18 protein-coding genes and 1 pseudogene are annotated in these 16519 nt (G+C 62.1%); 8 read left to right on the top strand and 11 right to left on the bottom strand.

Annotation, left to right across the window (positions count from 1 at the left end; translation table 11 throughout):
• Positions 1-6: 6 nt before the first annotated feature.
• Complete coding sequence (locus ACKFRX_RS00865) at positions 7-279, bottom strand: hypothetical protein (protein WP_408927981.1); 273 nt, start codon at positions 277-279, stop codon at positions 7-9.
• Positions 279-1259, bottom strand: coding sequence for a biotin synthase BioB (gene bioB, locus ACKFRX_RS00860; protein WP_239236566.1), 981 nt, complete (start codon positions 1257-1259; stop codon positions 279-281). Before bioB ends, ACKFRX_RS00865 begins: the two co-directional genes overlap by 1 nt.
• Before the next feature lie 77 nt (positions 1260-1336).
• Between bioB and ACKFRX_RS00855 the strand changes: the two genes are divergently transcribed.
• Together ACKFRX_RS00855 and ACKFRX_RS00850 are read left to right on the top strand one after the other, a co-directional pair.
• The gene (locus ACKFRX_RS00855) at positions 1337-2647 is read left to right on the top strand and encodes a M20/M25/M40 family metallo-hydrolase (RefSeq protein ID WP_408927980.1); all 1311 of its coding nucleotides are present in this window, start codon (positions 1337-1339) and stop codon (positions 2645-2647) included.
• Between the two features lie 22 nt (positions 2648-2669).
• Positions 2670-3236 (top strand): hypothetical protein, encoded by a 567-nt coding sequence (locus ACKFRX_RS00850; protein WP_408927979.1) that lies wholly within the window; start codon positions 2670-2672, stop codon positions 3234-3236.
• A 22-nt stretch (positions 3237-3258) separates the two neighbouring features.
• Here ACKFRX_RS00850 and ACKFRX_RS00845 read toward each other — a convergent pair whose 3' ends face one another.
• Genes ACKFRX_RS00845 through ACKFRX_RS00835 form a run of 3 tightly spaced genes read right to left on the bottom strand, consistent with a single transcriptional unit; the run spans position 3259 to position 4746 of the window.
• A complete protein-coding gene (locus ACKFRX_RS00845; RefSeq protein WP_408927978.1) occupies positions 3259-3564 on the bottom strand; it encodes a CHY zinc finger protein in 306 nt (101 codons plus the stop codon).
• A complete protein-coding gene (locus ACKFRX_RS00840; protein ID WP_408927977.1) occupies positions 3542-4381 on the bottom strand; it encodes a hypothetical protein in 840 nt (279 codons plus the stop codon). The genes ACKFRX_RS00845 and ACKFRX_RS00840 overlap by 23 nt, the downstream gene beginning before the upstream one ends.
• Positions 4381-4746, bottom strand: a complete 366-nt coding sequence (locus ACKFRX_RS00835) for a heme transporter (protein WP_179387218.1) — start codon at positions 4744-4746, stop codon at positions 4381-4383. Before ACKFRX_RS00835 ends, ACKFRX_RS00840 begins: the two co-directional genes overlap by 1 nt.
• 118 nt (positions 4747-4864) lie before the next feature.
• On the opposite strand from ACKFRX_RS00835, the gene ACKFRX_RS00830 reads away from it, so the two are divergent.
• The 4 genes from ACKFRX_RS00830 (at position 4865) to ACKFRX_RS00815 (ending at position 7995) form a co-directional block, all read left to right on the top strand.
• Positions 4865-5299, top strand: a complete 435-nt coding sequence (locus tag ACKFRX_RS00830; protein WP_408927976.1) for a hypothetical protein — start codon at positions 4865-4867, stop codon at positions 5297-5299.
• Positions 5296-6096, top strand: coding sequence for a PrsW family intramembrane metalloprotease (locus tag ACKFRX_RS00825; protein WP_239279313.1), 801 nt, complete (start codon positions 5296-5298; stop codon positions 6094-6096). Before ACKFRX_RS00830 ends, ACKFRX_RS00825 begins: the two co-directional genes overlap by 4 nt.
• Positions 6097-6191: 95 nt before the next feature.
• Positions 6192-7388 carry an HNH endonuclease signature motif containing protein gene (locus ACKFRX_RS00820; protein ID WP_408927975.1) on the top strand — a complete coding sequence of 399 codons (1197 nt, stop codon included), beginning with the start codon at positions 6192-6194 and terminating at the stop codon, positions 7386-7388.
• A gap of 28 nt (positions 7389-7416) precedes the next feature.
• Positions 7417-7995 carry an LURP-one-related/scramblase family protein gene (locus tag ACKFRX_RS00815; protein WP_005328290.1) on the top strand — a complete coding sequence of 193 codons (579 nt, stop codon included), beginning with the start codon at positions 7417-7419 and terminating at the stop codon, positions 7993-7995.
• An 80-nt stretch (positions 7996-8075) separates the two neighbouring features.
• Here ACKFRX_RS00815 and ACKFRX_RS00810 read toward each other — a convergent pair.
• The 5 genes and pseudogenes from ACKFRX_RS00810 to ACKFRX_RS00790 all read right to left on the bottom strand — a co-directional run bounded on the left by ACKFRX_RS00810 (position 8076) and on the right by ACKFRX_RS00790 (position 13478).
• Positions 8076-8785: pseudogene (locus tag ACKFRX_RS00810) on the bottom strand (IS6 family transposase).
• Positions 8786-8878: 93 nt separating this feature from the next.
• Positions 8879-11113, bottom strand: coding sequence for a copper-translocating P-type ATPase (locus tag ACKFRX_RS00805; protein ID WP_034668361.1), 2235 nt, complete (start codon positions 11111-11113; stop codon positions 8879-8881).
• A gap of 51 nt (positions 11114-11164) precedes the next feature.
• Positions 11165-11491, bottom strand: coding sequence for a heavy-metal-associated domain-containing protein (locus ACKFRX_RS00800; protein WP_005328297.1), 327 nt, complete (start codon positions 11489-11491; stop codon positions 11165-11167).
• Between the two features lie 140 nt (positions 11492-11631).
• On the bottom strand, positions 11632-12759 hold the full coding sequence (locus ACKFRX_RS00795; RefSeq protein ID WP_005328299.1) for a cell wall metabolism sensor histidine kinase WalK: 1128 nt from the start codon (positions 12757-12759) through the stop codon (positions 11632-11634).
• On the bottom strand, positions 12756-13478 hold the full coding sequence (locus ACKFRX_RS00790) for a response regulator transcription factor (protein ID WP_100067814.1): 723 nt from the start codon (positions 13476-13478) through the stop codon (positions 12756-12758). The genes ACKFRX_RS00795 and ACKFRX_RS00790 overlap by 4 nt, the downstream gene beginning before the upstream one ends.
• A gap of 405 nt (positions 13479-13883) precedes the next feature.
• Between ACKFRX_RS00790 and ACKFRX_RS00785 the strand changes: the two genes are divergently transcribed.
• Together ACKFRX_RS00785 and ACKFRX_RS00780 are read left to right on the top strand one after the other, a co-directional pair.
• Positions 13884-14459 (top strand): CueP family metal-binding protein, encoded by a 576-nt coding sequence (locus ACKFRX_RS00785; protein ID WP_005328307.1) that lies wholly within the window; start codon positions 13884-13886, stop codon positions 14457-14459.
• Positions 14460-14529: 70 nt separating this feature from the next.
• Positions 14530-16011, top strand: coding sequence for a multicopper oxidase family protein (locus ACKFRX_RS00780; RefSeq protein WP_005328324.1), 1482 nt, complete (start codon positions 14530-14532; stop codon positions 16009-16011).
• Here the strand turns inward: ACKFRX_RS00780 and ACKFRX_RS00775 are convergent.
• Positions 16002-16298 carry a 3'-5' exonuclease gene (locus tag ACKFRX_RS00775; protein WP_005328329.1) on the bottom strand — a complete coding sequence of 99 codons (297 nt, stop codon included), beginning with the start codon at positions 16296-16298 and terminating at the stop codon, positions 16002-16004. The genes ACKFRX_RS00780 and ACKFRX_RS00775 overlap by 10 nt on opposite strands.
• Positions 16299-16519: the final 221 nt, after the last annotated feature.

Here is a 16519-nt window from a genome sequence, read left to right as displayed (position 1 = left end):
CCGATGCTAGCTTTCGGGCAAGTGCTCTACGTATAGCCACTCCGAATCCAGCTCCCCGTGGCGCGAGCACTTGGTATGCCAGCCATCGGGGCGTACCTGGGCCACCATGCGCCGGCCACAAATTTGGCAGTAGCGCGGCACATCGAGGCCAGCGGCAGCAGCGGGGTGCAGCGTGAAGGCCTCTTCGATCGGCTTGCCGGTATTCGGATGGAAAATCGGCTCATCCCCAGCCAGGACGGCAGCAGCCAACTCGGACGTCGGCTCGCATAAGCCAGGCACTACAGGGCCTTAATAGGCAGATCGATGCGGTTCAACATGTCCACATCCTTTTCAATCTGCTGGCCCAGGGTGGTCAGGTAGTTGCCGGCAATGATGGCGTTGATGCCGCCGAGCAGGCCGCGCTCCGTGCCGTCGTCGCCAAGCGAAAGCTCGCGGCCGCCAGCAAAGCGCAAAGTGGTAGACGGCATAGCCAAGCGGAATGCCGCCACGGCGCGCAGGCCCTCACCCAGCGGAACCAGCGGGCGATCCGCAAATGGGGTGCCCGGGCGCGGATCCAGGAAGTTCATCGGCACCTCGCAGGGATCAATTTCTGCCAGCTGCGCGGCGAACTCGGCGCGCTGCTCCAAGGACTCGCCCATGCCGATGATGCCGCCGCAGCAAACCTCCATGCCTACCTCGCGTACATAGTCGAGGGTCTGCTTGCGTTCCTCCCAGGTGTGGGTGGTGACCACATTGGGGAAGAAGGAACGGGACGTCTCCAGGTTGTGGTTATAACGCTGCGCGCCCATGTCCTTTAGGCGCTGCGCCTGCTCGCGGGTCAGGGTGCCCAGGGAGCAGGAAATCTCGATATCGACGGCGTCATTAATCGCGGCAATCGCCTCGCCTACCTGGTCCAGCAAGCGATCATCCGGGGACTTCACCGCAGCGACGATGCAGAACTCAGTAGCACCGGTCTTGGCGGTCTTCTGCGCCGCCTCCACCAACTCCGGGATGTTGAGGCGCACGGCGCGCACTGGGGACTCGAAGAGGCCGGACTGAGAACAGAAGTGGCAATCCTCTGGGCAACCACCGGTCTTAATGGAGATAATGCCTTCCACCGATACGTCTGGACCACACCACTTTAGGCGGGTCTGGTGGGCGATATCGGCGATTTCCTCCAATTGGGAATCCGGGACCTGTAGTACCTGCAGTAGTTCTTCCTGGTTGAGGCCCTTGCCTTGCTCCAGGGCTTTCTCACGGGCGATGTCAACAATGCTCATAGTGTGAACCATACTTGAACAGCGTTCAGCTTTGGTTAAAATCACATAAAATTTTTCCCAGCGTTAGGCTCGGTAGCATGACGCTTTATGATGACACCCTCTCCCTCCTCCAAGAGCTGATCCGCAATGCCTGCGTTAATGACCTCACGCCAGACTCCGGCCACGAGGTACGCAATGCGGATAGCCTGGAAAAATTCTTCGCAGGTGAAGACGTGCAGATTGAGCGCTTCGAGTCCCACCCGGGCCGTGTTTCCATCGTGGTGACCGTCCCCGGCGATCCGGACAAGGAACCGCTGACCCTCATGGGACATACCGACGTCGTCCCCGTGGACGAGCCGAAGTGGACCAAGCCGCCTTTCGAGGCGCTTATCGAGGACGGCAAGCTCTACGGCCGCGGTTCCGTAGACATGCTCTTTATTACCGCCACCATGGCCGCCGTCACGCGAGAGGTCGCCCGCGCCGGTAACACGGGCGGTACCCTCGCCTTTGTTGGCATGGCCGATGAAGAGGCCCGCGGCGGGCTTGGCGTGCGCTTTATGTCCGAGAACCACCCCGATGCCTTTTCGTGGAAGAACTGCCTGTCTGAGACCGGCGGCAGCCACCTGCCCGGCGCGGTGGGCTTCAACGTGGGCGAAAAGGGCGCCGGCCAGCGCCGCCTGCACGTGCATGGCGATGCCGGCCATGGCTCTACCCCTTATGGCAAGGACTTTGCCATCGTAAAGATCGGTGAGGTGGCCCGCCGCATCGCCGCCGCTGAGCCGCCCACGGCCTCCAATGAGATCTGGGAGGGCTTTGTGCGCACCTTCAAGTTTGACCCCCAGACGGAGCAGGAGCTTATCGACGGCACCGGTGACTACTCCAAGTTCGGCAACCTCGACGCCTACGCCCACGCCTTTAGCCACACCACCATCGCCGAGACCGTCCTGCGCGCCGGCGGCGCCATCAACGTGCTGCCTTCGCATGCCTACCTGGAAATGGATGTGCGCCCCTTCCCCGGCCAGACCCAGGAGGATCTGGATGACTTCCTGCGCAGCGCACTCGGGGACATGGCCGATGAGGTAGAAATCGAACACCTCATCACCGAAGATGCCACGCAATCCTCCACCGATACCGAGCTATGGCGGGCGATTGAGGCCACCTCCAAGGAATTCTTCCCCGACAAAGCCGTTGTCCCAGTTCACGCCACCGGCGGCTCGGACCTGCGCTTCGCCCGCCGCAAGGGTGGCAATGCCTATGGCTTTGCCATGCACGCCGAGGGCCGCGATATGGCCAGCGCCAATTCGCAGCTGCACAGCCACGACGAGCACCTCTACCTAGAAGACCTCGAACTGACCGTGCGCGCTTACCACAGCTTGGTCAATCGCTTCCTAGGCCTGTCACAGGAGTAACATTTATGGCAAGATGTCTGGCATGAGCTTTGCACGTAAGTCCGCGCTGCTATCTGCAGCTACCGCCCTGACCGTAACCCTCGCCGCCCCTGCCGCTGCCCATGCCGACGCCGTCGACACCCTCCTCGACAAGATGCCCGCCGGCCAGATTTCCTGCTCCCAGGCCAAGCAGTACTGGACCAACTCCGCTGACTACAACCAGAAGAAGTCCCAGGCCCTGGCCGTTGCCACCGTGCACCCACGCGGCAACGAAGTCCGCGGCGCCATCGGCCGCATGGATGAGGCTATTGCCCGCTGCGGCCTAAACGGCACCACTGGCCAGGGCAAGCCGGTCAACACCGGCGGCCAGCGCGGCAATGCCCCCGCACCAAAGCCAGCTCCGGCACCGGCACCGGCACCGGCACCAGCCAAGAATGCCAAGGTCATCGAGCTGGGCACCATCCCGGGCCAGCCAACTGTTGACGTCCCATTCCTGGGCCAGACCTTCCGCATCCCGGACGCGGCCAAGATTGCCCAGAACGCCGTATCCCAGTTCCAGCTGCCACAGATCCCGCAGATCCAGCAGCTGCAGCAGCTGTCTTCCTTCTAAGACTCTCACTTGGCCGGACCGCTTAGCGGTCTAGCTGAAAATAGATCCCGGCATGCGCACTGCAGCCGGGATTAAATTTATGCCCACAGTGGGGACACGCAGGCGCGGCGGAGTAGGCATGATAGTTCATTTCGGTGCGGCAAGCGCCGCAGAGTACTGAGGGGGCGTCGACAAGCATGGGCCCAAACTCATGCTCAGTGAACTCGGCGTGGCACAGCGCGCAGGCAAAATACTCGCCACAGGTGGCGCACTTATTGGCCACCACATCCAGCGGCGAATGCCAATGCTTGCACCGGCCCTCCGCATCAATCGCGCCGTGAATCTTCATGGCCGTCAGCATACGCGCCGCCCTGCTGCCACTGCTGCTTCTTTTCTTCAGACTTTTTGGCATTGCGCACTGCCTGAATGCCCACCACGATGGCGATGATGAGTGGTACCCACACCTTGCTGTAATCCATGAGGAATACGAGCCAGTCGGGCAGATCGATGTCGATGTTGAAGTCGAGATTCGGCACCGGAAGCTCTATCTGCGGAAACTCCGGCACCGGGAGCGCGATATCCGGCAGGTTAATCTCCGGCAGCTCCCAATCCGGCAACAACCGGGACAAGATGCGGCTGATGATCGGGCCAAGCACGATCACGCCAATGGCCCAGCCGGACTTTCCCAAGCCACCCAAAAGCGGATACAGCACCCGCTTGAAGGAGCTTTCCTCCATGGCCTTGCGGCGCTTTTCTCCCAGTGAGCCGGCCGGCGGATCGAAGGCGACTGCCTCCTCCCCATTGCGGTAGTAGACGTCTAAAAGCTCGCCAAAGGGAGAGGCTTGGATATCCAGATATGGTTTGCTGCGCGGGGCGGAGTTCTCGAGCAGGGTGAGGTCTTTTTCTATCTTCTTCTTGAGCGAATACCGGCCCGCGCGGGGCCGATCGTGGCGGCTGCGTACCTGACCGTTGACCACAATCTGCAGGCGCGGGCTGGGATTCTTCCGCCAGAGCCGGAGGCGTTCCTGCAGGGTGGCATCGCCTGGAACCGGGGTGAAGTCCTTCGCTTTCTTTGGCCACTCTCCCAGTTCAGCGAACTCGGCATCATACCCGCGCTGCACCTCAATGGTGCCCACCTCGGGGTGCTCTAGGCGCCACGTCTCCATTAGCTCTTCCCTGCCTTAGAGCCCACCACGGCACCCAGCTTGCTCGCGGCCCATGCCAGGAAAACAAACACTGGGAGGTAAATCCACGTTCCTTCATTGAAATACAGTGACATGGCGGCAAAATAGGCCAGCCCAGCCACACAGAAGATGGTCCAGGAGGCGCGGAAAGTGGCGCCGTCGACAAGAGCAATGATCACCGTCAGCACGGCCATGAGGATGAGCAGGGCAAGGCCGGGGACAAGGTGGTAGACAGCGGGCGGAATAACGATGAAAACAGCAGCGATGGCGATGGGTGCCCACCATTGCCACCAGACGCGGCTGGGCTCGTCTTTTGCTTCTGCTTCTGCCTCTAGCTCCTCAAACACGCACCCAACCTATCACAGGGCTTAAGGAAACTTATGGGGAAGAAATCCTCCCTGCGACCGGCCTAATCCTCCCCGCGGAGGATACCGCGCTGAGCAGTGCGTACCTAGCGTTGAAGGCATGAAAAGCACACCACTCATCCTCGCGGCGGGCGTAGTATTTGGCGCCATCTACGGCACCAATGCGCTCCTGCCAGACATGTATGACAACCCCACTTCTGAAGTGGAGGCCGGAAAGGCCCGCATCCCCGGATTATCCTGCACGGAAGAAGATGGCTCTACCAGCAGTGAACCACGCTGGGACTGTGACGGCACCCAGATCCGCGCTAAAGAAGTCGGTGTACAGGACAAAGACCAAGCCACTCGGCGCTACCTCCGGGCAATGGGTGAGAGCACGGCCATGCCAGAAGGAGACATCGACCGCGACGGGGATAAGCGCACGCTTAGCGATGGCGACCTCGTAGCCATCAGCATTGAGGGCGATGGCCTCACCACGTTCCTCTCCTTGCACGGACCGCGGGCTGAAGAACTTGCCCAGGAGGTAGAAAAAGCATGAAGAATCTGTACTGGCTATCTATCGCTTTCGGCCTGGTAGTTTCCGGCTTTTTCTTTGTTGATCGCCGTTTTACCGAGGTCGGACTCCTCGGCGCGCTCATCTGTGCGGGCCTGACGCTTGGACTGGGATTCTGGTGGTTTAGGCCGCGGCCAATGTGGCAGGGCATCCTATGGGGCGCGCTCGCCCAGCCGGTAGTGGTAAGCCTCAACGACCAGATGGTGGGGATTTCAGACAAGCTGGGGCTCACCTACCTGGACGGGGCCTTTTACTCGCCGCTTCCGGAGGAAACCATCAAGCTCCTTGGCGTCGTCATTATTATTGCGGCCTTTGGGAACGTGCGGCATCCGTACCAGGCCGCCGCGATCGGCATGGCGGTAGGCCTGGGCTTCGATGCCATGGAAAACGTGCCGTTCATCCTCAACGCGGCCATCGATGACCTGGATGGCGATCTCTGGGGCGTACTCATTACCGGTACCGGGCGAATCTTCACCGGCGCCTTTGGCCATGCGCTGTATACGGGGGTTGCGGCGTGGGGCGTCGGCAAGCTCTATGCGGGTGCGCGCCACGGCTACTGGCAGGTGGCCGGATTCTGGCTGGCCGCCATCGCCCTGCATACCCTATTCAATGCCTCGACCATCATTGCGGGTGATTGGCCGGTGACCATTCTCCTTATCGCCCTCATCACGTGGACACTGGTCATTTGGGGCCTGCGATTCATGCGCAAGCAGGACAAGAAACACGCGGCACAAAGCAGCGAAAATTCCCTCCCAACTAAAGATCCGGAATATAGCTCCTGAGCTGGTTCAATGCGGAGAAAAAGGCTCGTGTCCGAGGGGTGTTATAAGGTGTGAATCGTACACAAGTTCACACGATAATTTAGGTACGATGCGCCATGGAAGAACCCTACTTTTCCACGACCAACACCACCGACCCCACCACACGCTTAGCCTTTGAGATGCGAAAGACGGAGTACGAGTTCTGGGTGAGCCAAGTCCCGGATCTCGACTCTGATTTCGAATTAGTCACCCAGTCCCTCTACCGCACTACCGGCGTTAATGAAAGCCGGATCGGCCATATCCTCATGGCGCTGCACCGCTTGGAAGAGCTACCCGAGCTCCAGGCGCTGCAGCACCGCCTCTATCACTTGGACCTCGACCGCATTATTGCCATCAATAAGTCCCTCAACCGCTTGGGCAACCCGACGCCGGAGGTGGTGGCGCGCATCGATGAGCAGCTCACCGCCTACCTCACCCCTACCCGGCCGAACCAGGCCATGCGCACGCAGGCGCAGATCAAGCGCAAGCTCAACGAGCTCATCAACCTCGCCGATGACACGCTGGCCGTCACCCAGGGCCCTACCCAGCCGCGCTACACCATGGAAAACTGGGGCGATAACACCTCGGCGGTGACTTTGAGTGCGGACCCGGCGGTTATCGCGAGCGTCGATAAATGCATCCGGCAGACCGCGCTGGAGCTAGATTGCTCGCTTGCCGACGCCGCCGTTGCGCTCCTTACCGGCCGCACCCAAGCCCCCGAGATCATCCTCAACGCCTACAAGGCCACCGATGTGCCCAATTCCCCGGCCTTTATCGAGTCCGTGGGCTGGCTCGACCCGGCGCGCTCCAACGCGCTGCCCTACACCAAAATCCGGGAGATGGACCCTAACCACGAGGTCAAGGGTTATGTTACTCCCGCCGCCATGACTGCGTACCTGGAAGGCGTCGATGGCACCTGCCGCTACCCCGGCTGCAACCGCCCGGCATCTGCCTGCCAGAAGGATCACCGCATCAACCACGCGGACGGCGGGCCGACCACGTCTTCAAACCTCGCCTGCCTGTGCCAGCACCACCACAACATAAAGACCGATGGACGCGTCTTTTATGTCATGGATCCACACACGCGCGACATCATCTGGCTTTTTGAGGACGGCACCTGGACCACCACCGAGCCCTCCGGCCCGCTGGCGCCCAAGAACAAGAATTGGGTGCAGACATTTGCTCAAACCATGACTGCCCACCGCGCCCGAGCATATGAGGAGGCGCAAGAACTCATGCGCCAGCAGAAAACCACCCCTAGGGAGGAGGAATAAAACCAGCAGCTTCCCTACAGTGGCTGGTATGACGCAAAATTTATTCACACTTGACGAGCTCGTAATTACTCAGACCAAGTCCTTCCTCAACGATCAGTTCATGATCACCGATCTAGACGGCACCCCTGTGGGCACTATCCTGCAATCCACCAGTCTCAAAGACATGGTGTTTAAATCCTCCCGCAGCTTGGAGGTTGCCATCACGGATGCTGAAGGCAACCCGCTACAGACGGTCATGACGATTTCGGACCCGCCGAATTTTCTGCGGGATACCTATGAGGTGCACTTGCCGGGAATCGAAAAGCCCATGGCCGTCATTACCAAGCGTTTCTCCATGCTCAAGACAAAGTTGGACTTGACCATGGAGGGCTTTGCCGACGTCGAAATTCACGGCGACTTCTGGGATTGGAATCTTTCCATCACTTCAGAAGATCGCCTGCTTGCTGACGTCTCTAGCGAATGGACTGGCATGGGTAATTTCTTCATGGGCAAAAACACGTATCGCCTGCGCATCACGCCGGGCCTCAATGAGCAACATCACGCCGCCATCATCGGCGCCGTGATGAGCATGGATATGCTGCGCACTAAGCAGAAGAACAGCGACTAGAAGGTGTTGTTGCAAAGTTGGGCGGAGAGCAGCGAAGACTCAGTTTCGCATTCCCTGACGGCCGCTACGTGTGGGCATTGTTAGGCCGTCTCAAAGACCCGGTTGACGATCACCGCGTCCGGGGTCGGTTGCCCGTAGGCAAACATCACGCCTTGCCCTTTCCGCAATGAGTGCATCGCCTCCATCCCTTTCAACGTCCGATATGCAGATGTCCGGTTCTTAAACGCGCCTTTCGGCCCGAGGATCCGCTTCAGCCGACCATGGTCGCCTTCCAGGATGTTGTTGAGGTATTTCACCTGACGGTGTTCCACTGTTGGCGGGCAGATTCCCTCTGACTTCAACTCGGCGATTGCCCTGGCTAGTGAGGGTGCTTTATCGGTGTTGATCACTCTGGGATACCCGGCTGACGCATTGGATCTGACGGCCTTGGCCAGGAAACGCTTCGCTGCGGCCACGTTCCGCTTCGGAGAGAGGTAAAAGTCCAGGGTCTGACCACCGGCGGTGATCGCCCGATAGAGGTAGCACCACCTGCCGCCGACCCGGATATAGGTCTCATCCACCCGCCAGGAACTGGCCTGCCAGTCAGGTACCTGCCGGTACCACCGTGTTTGCTCGTCCAGCTCAGGGGCGTATTTCTGGACCCAGCGGTAGATCGTGGTGTGATCGACCGGTACGCCGCGTTCGGTCATCATTTCTTCCAGATCGCGGTAGCTGAGCCCGTAGCGGCAGTACCACCTACCGCTCACAGAATGATGTCACGGGGGAAATGACGACCGGAGAAGACACCCATGGCTGTGACTATTTCACGTCGCCCTTCCTACTGCCCCAACTTTGCAACAGCACCTTTCAGGGTCATATGGGGGCAGTGGAGAGAAGTGGTGGATCAGTGGACGGCGGTGGATGCCGGAGTAGGCGTGGCGTGTTCCTCCTTCGACTCGGCCGGAGCCAGGTGAGCCGGATCCAGATCAATGCGGCGCAGCAGCTGGGCGTTCAGGGCCACCACGATGGTCGAGGCAGACATCAAGATCGCGCCCACGGCCGGAGACAGCACGAACCCGATCGAGGCGAGCACTCCGGCGGCCAGCGGCACAGCGAGGATGTTGTAGCCAGAGGCCCAGATCAGGTTCTGGATCATCTTGCGGTAGCTGGCCTGGGACAGCTCAATCATCGACAGCACTGCCCGCGGGTCATCACTGGCTAGGACCACCCCGGCAGATTCCATGGCCACATCCGTGCCGGCACCGATGGCGATACCGACGTCCGCGCGGGTCAGAGCGGGGGCGTCATTGACACCGTCACCGACCATGGCCACGCTCAAACCCCGGTCCTGCAGCTGCGTGACCTTGGTGTCTTTGTCCTGGGGCAGGACCTCGGCGAAGACCTCATCGATCCCCAGGTCCTGACCAACCGCCTGGGCCACCTGCTGCGCGTCGCCGGTGATCATCGCGACCTTCACCCCGCGGTCCTGCAGGGCTTTCACAGCGGCGCGGGATTCGGGGCGGATCTTGTCCTCGACGGCCACCGCACCGATGATCTGACCGTCGCGGACAATATGGAGCACACCGGCCCCACGCCCGGTCCAGGCGCTGATGGTGTCAGTGAGCTCGGCCGGGGTGGTGAGGTTGAACTCGCGCAGCATGTTCGGCCCGCCCACGAGGATCTCAGCGCCATCGACAGTGGCTCGGACCCCCCGCCCGGAGGCGGCGTTGAAACCAGTTGCAGGGATTTGCCGACGGGCGGCCTCGGGATGGGCGGCCGCGGCCGCCACGATGGCGCGGGCCACGGGGTGCTCGCTGTCGGCCTCCGCGGCGGCGGCCAGGGCCAGCAGCTCTCCCTCGGTGACGCCGACAGCTGCCGCGACACCGGTGACCGCGTGCGCACCCTCGGTCAGGGTGCCGGTTTTGTCGAAGAGCACCACGTCGATGGTGCGCATCCGCTCGAGCGCCATACGGTCCTTGATGAGCACCCCGGATTTCGCGGCCCGCTCGCTGGAGATCGCAATGACCAGCGGAATCGCCAGGCCCAGGGCATGCGGGCAGGCGATGACCAGCACCGTGACCGTGCGCACGACGGCATCGTCCGGGCTGCCGATAATGGTCCACACCACCGCGGTGATCAGAGCGGAGATCAGCGCGAACCAGAACAACAACGCCGCCGCCCGATCCGCCAGGGCCTGGGCCCGGGAGGAGGACTCCTGGGCGTCGGCAACCATGCGTTGGATCCCGGCCAAGGCTGTGTCACCGCCGGTAGCCTCCACCCGGATGCGGACGGTGTTGTCGGTGGCCACGGTACCAGCGACCACCTTGTCACCGGTGTCGCGGAAGACGGGACGGGATTCGCCGGTGATCATCGCCTCATCGAATTCGGCGGCTCCATCGAGGATGGTTCCGTCGGCCGGCACCCGGGCACCGGCCCTCACCAGCACGACGTCGTCGACGACCAGGTCGGAGATGGCCACGGTGCGGGTGGTCCCGTCGATGACTTTCTCGGCCTCATCCGGCAGCAGGGCAGCCAGCGCGTCAAGCGCGGAGGACGCGGCCCCGAGAGCGGACATCTCCAGCCAGTGGCCCAGCAGCATGATGGTCACCAGCAGGGCCAGCTCCCACCAGAAGTCCAGCTCAAAACCGCCCAGCCCCAGAGTGGTGACCCAGGAGGCGACAAACGCCACGGTGATGGCCATGGCGATCAGGAGCATCATCCCGGGTTGGCGGGATTTCAGTTCTCTCCATCCGCCCTTGAGGAAAGGCGTTCCGCCGTAGACGAAGATGATCGTGCCCAGCACCGGGGGGATCCAGGTGGATCCGGGGAATGCCGGGAGGTGGTAGCCGAGCAGGTTGGCGACCATGGGGCTGAAAATAACGACGGGAATGGACAGAATCAGCGACCACCAGAAGCGGTCCCGAAACATTGCGGTGCTGTGTCCGGCGTGTTCGCCGTGACCATGAACGTGGTGGTCTTCGTCCAGGGCGGAGTGTGGGTGATCGTGGGGCATCGCTTGGCCGTGGGTGTCGGCATCCGCGTGGTGTTCCTGGCCGGCATGATCCGGGTGGTGGGTGTGGTCTGTTTCCGGAGCGGGGTGATCACCATGGTGATCACCCGAATGGTGGGGAGTGCTCATGACGTTCCTTTCGCTCAACCCGGTCGGGGTCGAGATGATGGGTAAAACTGATCAGGATAAGACGGTGTAGCCGGCCTCCTCGATGGCCCGGCGAACCATCTCCGGAGGTACGACACCGGTGACCGTGACGGTGGAAACTTCACCAGCAGCGAGATCAATCTGGACGTCGTCGACCTGGGGGAGGGCCTGAAGGGCCTGGGTCACGCTTTTCGCGCAGTGCCCGCAGGTCAGGCCGGTGACCTGGTAGCTAGGGGAGGACCCTCCTGCTGACGAGTCGCTGGTGGCAGGGGTGGAGGCGGTGTCGGCACGTGAGGCAGGTCCGCAACAGCTGCAGCCGTGGGAGGCCATCGGCAAGAGGCGGGGCGGGGAGGTGATCATGGGAAAGCTCCTTCGGTTCGGTGGGGTGCGGCGATGCCGCTCTCTAGCGTATACCCCCAGGGGGTATATTTTCAGCATACCCCCTGGGGGTATATTTTCAAGGGGTAGAGGGCACGGCCCTCACGCGGGGCAGGGTGTGGTCACCGAGCAGCCTCCTCACTTTCGGGAGGGGACAGCGGGAGGCGGAGGGCAAACACCGCTCCGCGACCAGGTCCGGGGGAGGTGGCGGTGAGAGTGCCGCCGTGGGCCTCGATCAATGCCTTGGAGATGGTCAGACCGATACCGGCCCCGCCGTTGTCCCGGCTGCGGGCGGCATCCCCCCGGTAGAAGCGTTCGAAGATGTGTCCGAGCTGGTCAGGTGGGATGCCCTCGCCATCATCGGCGACGTGGATGAGCGCGGTGGACGCCCCCTGTCGGTGGACGCTGATTCGGACCTGCCCGCCGGCCGGGGTGTGCCGTAGCGCGTTCGACAGGAGATTGCTCATCACCTGGCCGAAGCGTTGCCGGTCCACGAGCACCCGGGCGGTGTCTGCAATGCTCTCGACCTGTAAATCGACGCCTTTGTCAGCATAAGCTTCCCCCGCGGCAACAGCGGCGGTATGGAGCAGATCCCCGAGCCCTTCCTCCGCCAGGTCCAAATCGATCCGGTGTTCCTGGGCCCGGGAGACATCGTCGATGTCTTCCATCAACCGGGTCAGGCGGGTGAGTTGGTCAGCCATGATCGTGTGGGTGGCATTATTCCAGTCCACGACCCCGTCCTGGAGACCATCGAGGTAGACCGTGAGCACCGATAAGGGGGTGCCCATTTCGTGGGCCAGATCAGAGAGCATCTGGCGGCGGACCTGTTCGGTGTGTTCCAGCCGGTCGGCCATGGTGTTGAAGGCATGCGCCAGGGTGGTGAACTCGGGGCCTGCTTTTCCGGCGGGCACGCGGATACGGGAGTTGCCGGCCGTCAGGCTGGTAGCGGCGTGGGTGAGATCCTGCAGGGGGGTGCGCAGACGACGCGATAACCACAGGCTGGCCAGCAGGGCGCTGATCAAGGCGGTGGGCAGGGCGACGGCCAGGGTGATCAGGTTGGCGCCCCGGTAGGCCTGCTCGGCATGGAACAGCTCCAGCGAGGGGTCCTCCCGGCCGGTCATCAACATATGATCATGGAACAGGGTCGGACCCACCATCGTGGCCACGGCCGCGGCCACCAGCAGGCTAATCACCACGACCAACACCTGGGCGGCCAGGAAGCGGAAGGTCAGGCCGGGTCCGTGATTCATGGCTGCCCCACCCGGTAGCCCACGCCACGCACGGTGTCGATAAACCCCCGGCCCCGGGTGTCGGTGCCGAGCTTGCGACGCAAGTTGCCGATGTGGACATCGACGATGCGTTCATCACCGACCCAGGTGGTGTCCCAGACCTCGGTGACCAGGTCGTGGCGGGTCAGCACCTGGCCGGGGCGCAGGGCCAGGGCAACCAGCAGCTCGAACTCCGTGCGGGTGAGCTCCACGGTCGTCTCCCCCACCCGCACCTCATGGGCGACGGGGTCAAGGATGAGGTCCCCAACGATCAAGGGGGTGGTCACCTGCGGTGGGGTGATGCTGGTGCGCGGGCGGCGCAACACCGCATGCACCCGGGTCACCAGTTCCCGGATGCTAAAAGGTTTGGTGATGTAGTCATCCGCCCCCAGGGTCAAACCGCTGATCTTGTCGTCCTCGCTGCCACGCGCAGTGAGCATGAGGATGTAGCAGTCCGAGAAGGTGCGGATCCGTCGGCACACCTCCAGGCCGTCGAGTTCGGGCAGCCCCAGATCCAGCACCACAACATCGGGGGAAAAGCGACGGGCCTCGTCCATGGCCTGGGTACCGGTGTGCGCCTGGCGGGTATCGAAGCCGGCCCGGATGAGGTAGGAAGCCACCATCTGAGCCAGGGGTTGTTCATCATCGACGACCAGCACCCGCCCCGGGGGCGTGGCGGTGGTCGGTGTGCGGTCAGCCATAGACCCCAGTATCGCTCCGGCCAGGGGGGAATACCACCCTCGCTCAGTACCCGGCGGGGAAATCTTCATCAAATCTTCAAACATCACCCTTCGACCGCCGTCACCACTGTGCCCCACCCCGGGCCGGCGGCATCGCCTCCCCTGGTCGGTTCAGCAGGCGCCACCAGGGATTTCACTGCCTGCACCGCATACCCAGGGCGGGTAGAAGGACATCGCCCACGGCTGTGGGGTGGTGTTCCGTTGGTGACCCAGCCCACCGAATTCACCCCCTTTTTCGCCCTGTTATAAGGCTGCGAGCAGGGTTTTTGAATTCCAGTCCGTCAGGCACCCGTGCTAGATAAAGGTATGGCATCGACCTTGAGGCGGTGTCTTCTTATGGCCTTACCACGATCCAAGGAGATTGACGTGAAACGAGCAGCGATCGCAGCCGCCACCCTTGCCCTTGCCCTCACGGGGTGTTCGGCCGCCGACCCGGAACCCACCACCGACAGGACGGTGTCCCAGGATACATTCCTGACTACCCATGGCCTGGCCGACATGGACGCGGTGGAGATCATTGATCACCTCGACCGGCAGAAGGTCACTGAGCGTCCCACGGACCTGATCGCCTCGGTGCGTGCCGATGAACTGCTGCTCTCGAGCGATGACCAGGAAGTTGCGCTCGATCTTCCCGACAATCAGACGTATGTCTCGATCGCACCCTATCTCACCTCCACCCACGACTGCTTCTACCACAGCCTCACGACCTGCCAGGGGGAACTCGACAATGAGGATATCCAGGTCACGATCACCGATGAGGCGACCGGTGAGGTGCTGGTGGACGAGACGACAACCACCTTCGACAACGGGTTTATTGGCTTCTGGCTTCCCGATGATGCCACCGGCCTGATTGAGGTCAGCTACCAGGGGCGTACCGGCACCACGGAGTTTTCCACCGCCGACGACGGTGCCACCTGTGTCACAGACCTGCGCCTGACGTGATGGCTCAGCAGGGTCCTCACCTGCGCCTGTCTCCCGTGTCACTGAATCCTGCACCAAGGAAGGTTAAATCATGATGAACGCGTTTTCCCGACGACAGTTTCTGCTCGGCGGGCTCGTCCTCGCCGGCACCGGGGCCGTGGCCGCCTGCACCAGCGACCCTGGACCCGCTGCCTCGGCACCAGGTTCCTCTCTTCGCCCCACTCCCACCCCCACTGCGCTCGGTGAGCCGACGGTGCGCCGGACACTGAACGCCCGGCCCCTCTCTCTGGATATCGGCGGCATCGAAGCCAAGACGTGGGGATACGTCTCTGACACCGGGGATGCGGCCATTGAGGCCACTGCCGGCGACGTCCTACAGGTCGATATCACCAATGAACTGCCTGAGAGCACCTCCATCCACTGGCATGGCATCGCACTCCACAACGCAGCCGACGGTGTGCCCGGCATGACCCAGGACCCCATTGAACCTGGCAAGTCTTTCTCCTATGTTTTTGAAGTCCCCCACGGTGGCACCTACTTCTACCATTCCCACTCCGGCCTGCAGCTTGATCGCGGCCTCCACGCCCCACTGATCATCCGTGACCCGCAAGACGCTGAGGACCAGGACGTCGAGTGGACCATCGTGCTCGACGACTGGGTCGATGGCATTCAGGGCACTCCCGACGATGAGCTCGACAAGCTCACCGGAATGGGTTCGGGCGACCATAACGGGAAGAAGGGGATGGGAGGCCACGGCCATATGATGCACGGCACCCCGGACCGGGTACTGGGCGGGGATGCCGGCGATGTGATGTATCCGCACTACCTCATCAACGGACGTATCCCCCGTGCTCACCGGACCTTCGAGGCTCGCCCGGGCGACAAGGCCCGCCTGCGGTTTATCAACTCCGGCGGTGACACCATCTTCAAGGTGGCCCTCGGTGGCCACCGCATGACCGTCACCCACACCGACGGCTTCCCTGTCCAGCCCAGGAAGACCGAATCGATCTACCTGTCGATGGGCGAGCGTGTCGACGTCGAGGTCATCCTCGACGACGGCATCTTCCCGCTCACGGCTTTGGCGGTGGGTAAGGACGACCGCGCCTTCGCCGTCATCCGCACCGCCGGCGGCCAGGCCCCCCGCCCCGATGTCGACTTCCCCGAGTTGTCGTCCACCGGACTGCTTCTGTCCTCCCTGAAGCCAGCAGACCGTGTACTCCTGCCCGAGGGCACACCAGACCGAGAAGTCAGCATCGACCTGGGCGGGCAGATGATGCCGTATGAATGGAGCATTCTCACCGACGGCCAATCCTCCTCCGCGACCGTGCAGGAGGGCCAGCGCCTGCGGATGGTCATGCGCAACAGGACCATGATGCCCCATCCCATGCACATCCACGGCCACACGTGGGCGCTGCCCGGCAGCGACGGGCTACGCAAGGACACCGTCCTTCTCCGCCACGGTGAAACCATGATCGCCGACCTGATCGCTGACAACCCCGGTGAGTGGGCATTTCACTGCCATAACGCCTATCACATGGAAACCGGGATGTTCAGCTCGCTTCGCTACGAGTAACCCCCACAGCAGGGGTGGAGTGCCGAGGTGGGCGGGGGTGTCCCCCGAGTAGCGGACACGGCGTTGGTGTCAGGGGTGAGCAATGTGTGCCAGGAGTCGACGGGATTGAAGTATGCGTCGGCACGCACGGCAGCAAGTTCAATGATGCGGTCGTAGCGCTTGTTAAAGCCGGTGGTTTCGGTATCAATGACCACAAAGACCGGCTCGTACGGCATGCGTGGGGTGTAGCGGTTGAGGAGGTTTTCTAAGAAGCCTATGGCCTCAAGCCAAGAGGCCCATACCGACATGCCCGCCTAAACGCTATCGAACACTGCAACCAACGTGGATTTCTGTGGATAACCACCTAGCCGTGTGCGGGTTGTCCACAAGGTTAGTGTGGTTGCCTTAGTGCTATGAGCACTTCGCAGGACTATCCGAACTCGACCCCAACCCCCGCTACTACGACCACTGGGGAGAGTCAGCGGCGGGGGCCGAGATTGCGGGATATTTCCCAGCAGGAATTAAATAC

Source organism: Corynebacterium tuberculostearicum, from assembly GCF_046097465.1.
GTDB classification, from domain to species: domain Bacteria; phylum Actinomycetota; class Actinomycetes; order Mycobacteriales; family Mycobacteriaceae; genus Corynebacterium; species Corynebacterium tuberculostearicum_I.
Note: the sequence above shows the minus strand (reverse complement) of the source record. Positions and strands in the feature narration are given on the sequence as shown.

What these genes read in the sequence shown, in the direction of transcription:
- ACKFRX_RS00855 (WP_408927980.1), top strand. Translation starts at nt 1,337, where the DNA reads ATGACGCTTTATGATGACACCCTCTCCCTCCTCCAAGAGCTGATCCGC.
- bioB (WP_239236566.1), bottom strand. Translation starts at nt 1,259, where the DNA reads ATGAGCATTGTTGACATCGCCCGTGAGAAAGCCCTGGAGCAAGGCAAG.
- ACKFRX_RS00775 (WP_005328329.1), bottom strand. Translation starts at nt 16,298, where the DNA reads ATGTCGGTATGGGCCTCTTGGCTTGAGGCCATAGGCTTCTTAGAAAAC.
- ACKFRX_RS00800 (WP_005328297.1), bottom strand. Translation starts at nt 11,491, where the DNA reads ATGATCACCTCCCCGCCCCGCCTCTTGCCGATGGCCTCCCACGGCTGC.
- ACKFRX_RS00815 (WP_005328290.1), top strand. Translation starts at nt 7,417, where the DNA reads ATGACGCAAAATTTATTCACACTTGACGAGCTCGTAATTACTCAGACC.
- ACKFRX_RS00820 (WP_408927975.1), top strand. Translation starts at nt 6,192, where the DNA reads ATGGAAGAACCCTACTTTTCCACGACCAACACCACCGACCCCACCACA.
- ACKFRX_RS00840 (WP_408927977.1), bottom strand. Translation starts at nt 4,381, where the DNA reads ATGGAGACGTGGCGCCTAGAGCACCCCGAGGTGGGCACCATTGAGGTG.
- ACKFRX_RS00780 (WP_005328324.1), top strand. Translation starts at nt 14,530, where the DNA reads ATGATGAACGCGTTTTCCCGACGACAGTTTCTGCTCGGCGGGCTCGTC.
- ACKFRX_RS00845 (WP_408927978.1), bottom strand. Translation starts at nt 3,564, where the DNA reads ATGAAGATTCACGGCGCGATTGATGCGGAGGGCCGGTGCAAGCATTGG.
- ACKFRX_RS00795 (WP_005328299.1), bottom strand. Translation starts at nt 12,759, where the DNA reads ATGAATCACGGACCCGGCCTGACCTTCCGCTTCCTGGCCGCCCAGGTG.
- ACKFRX_RS00805 (WP_034668361.1), bottom strand. Translation starts at nt 11,113, where the DNA reads ATGAGCACTCCCCACCATTCGGGTGATCACCATGGTGATCACCCCGCT.
- ACKFRX_RS00850 (WP_408927979.1), top strand. Translation starts at nt 2,670, where the DNA reads ATGAGCTTTGCACGTAAGTCCGCGCTGCTATCTGCAGCTACCGCCCTG.
- ACKFRX_RS00825 (WP_239279313.1), top strand. Translation starts at nt 5,296, where the DNA reads ATGAAGAATCTGTACTGGCTATCTATCGCTTTCGGCCTGGTAGTTTCC.
- ACKFRX_RS00790 (WP_100067814.1), bottom strand. Translation starts at nt 13,478, where the DNA reads ATGGCTGACCGCACACCGACCACCGCCACGCCCCCGGGGCGGGTGCTG.
- ACKFRX_RS00830 (WP_408927976.1), top strand. Translation starts at nt 4,865, where the DNA reads ATGAAAAGCACACCACTCATCCTCGCGGCGGGCGTAGTATTTGGCGCC.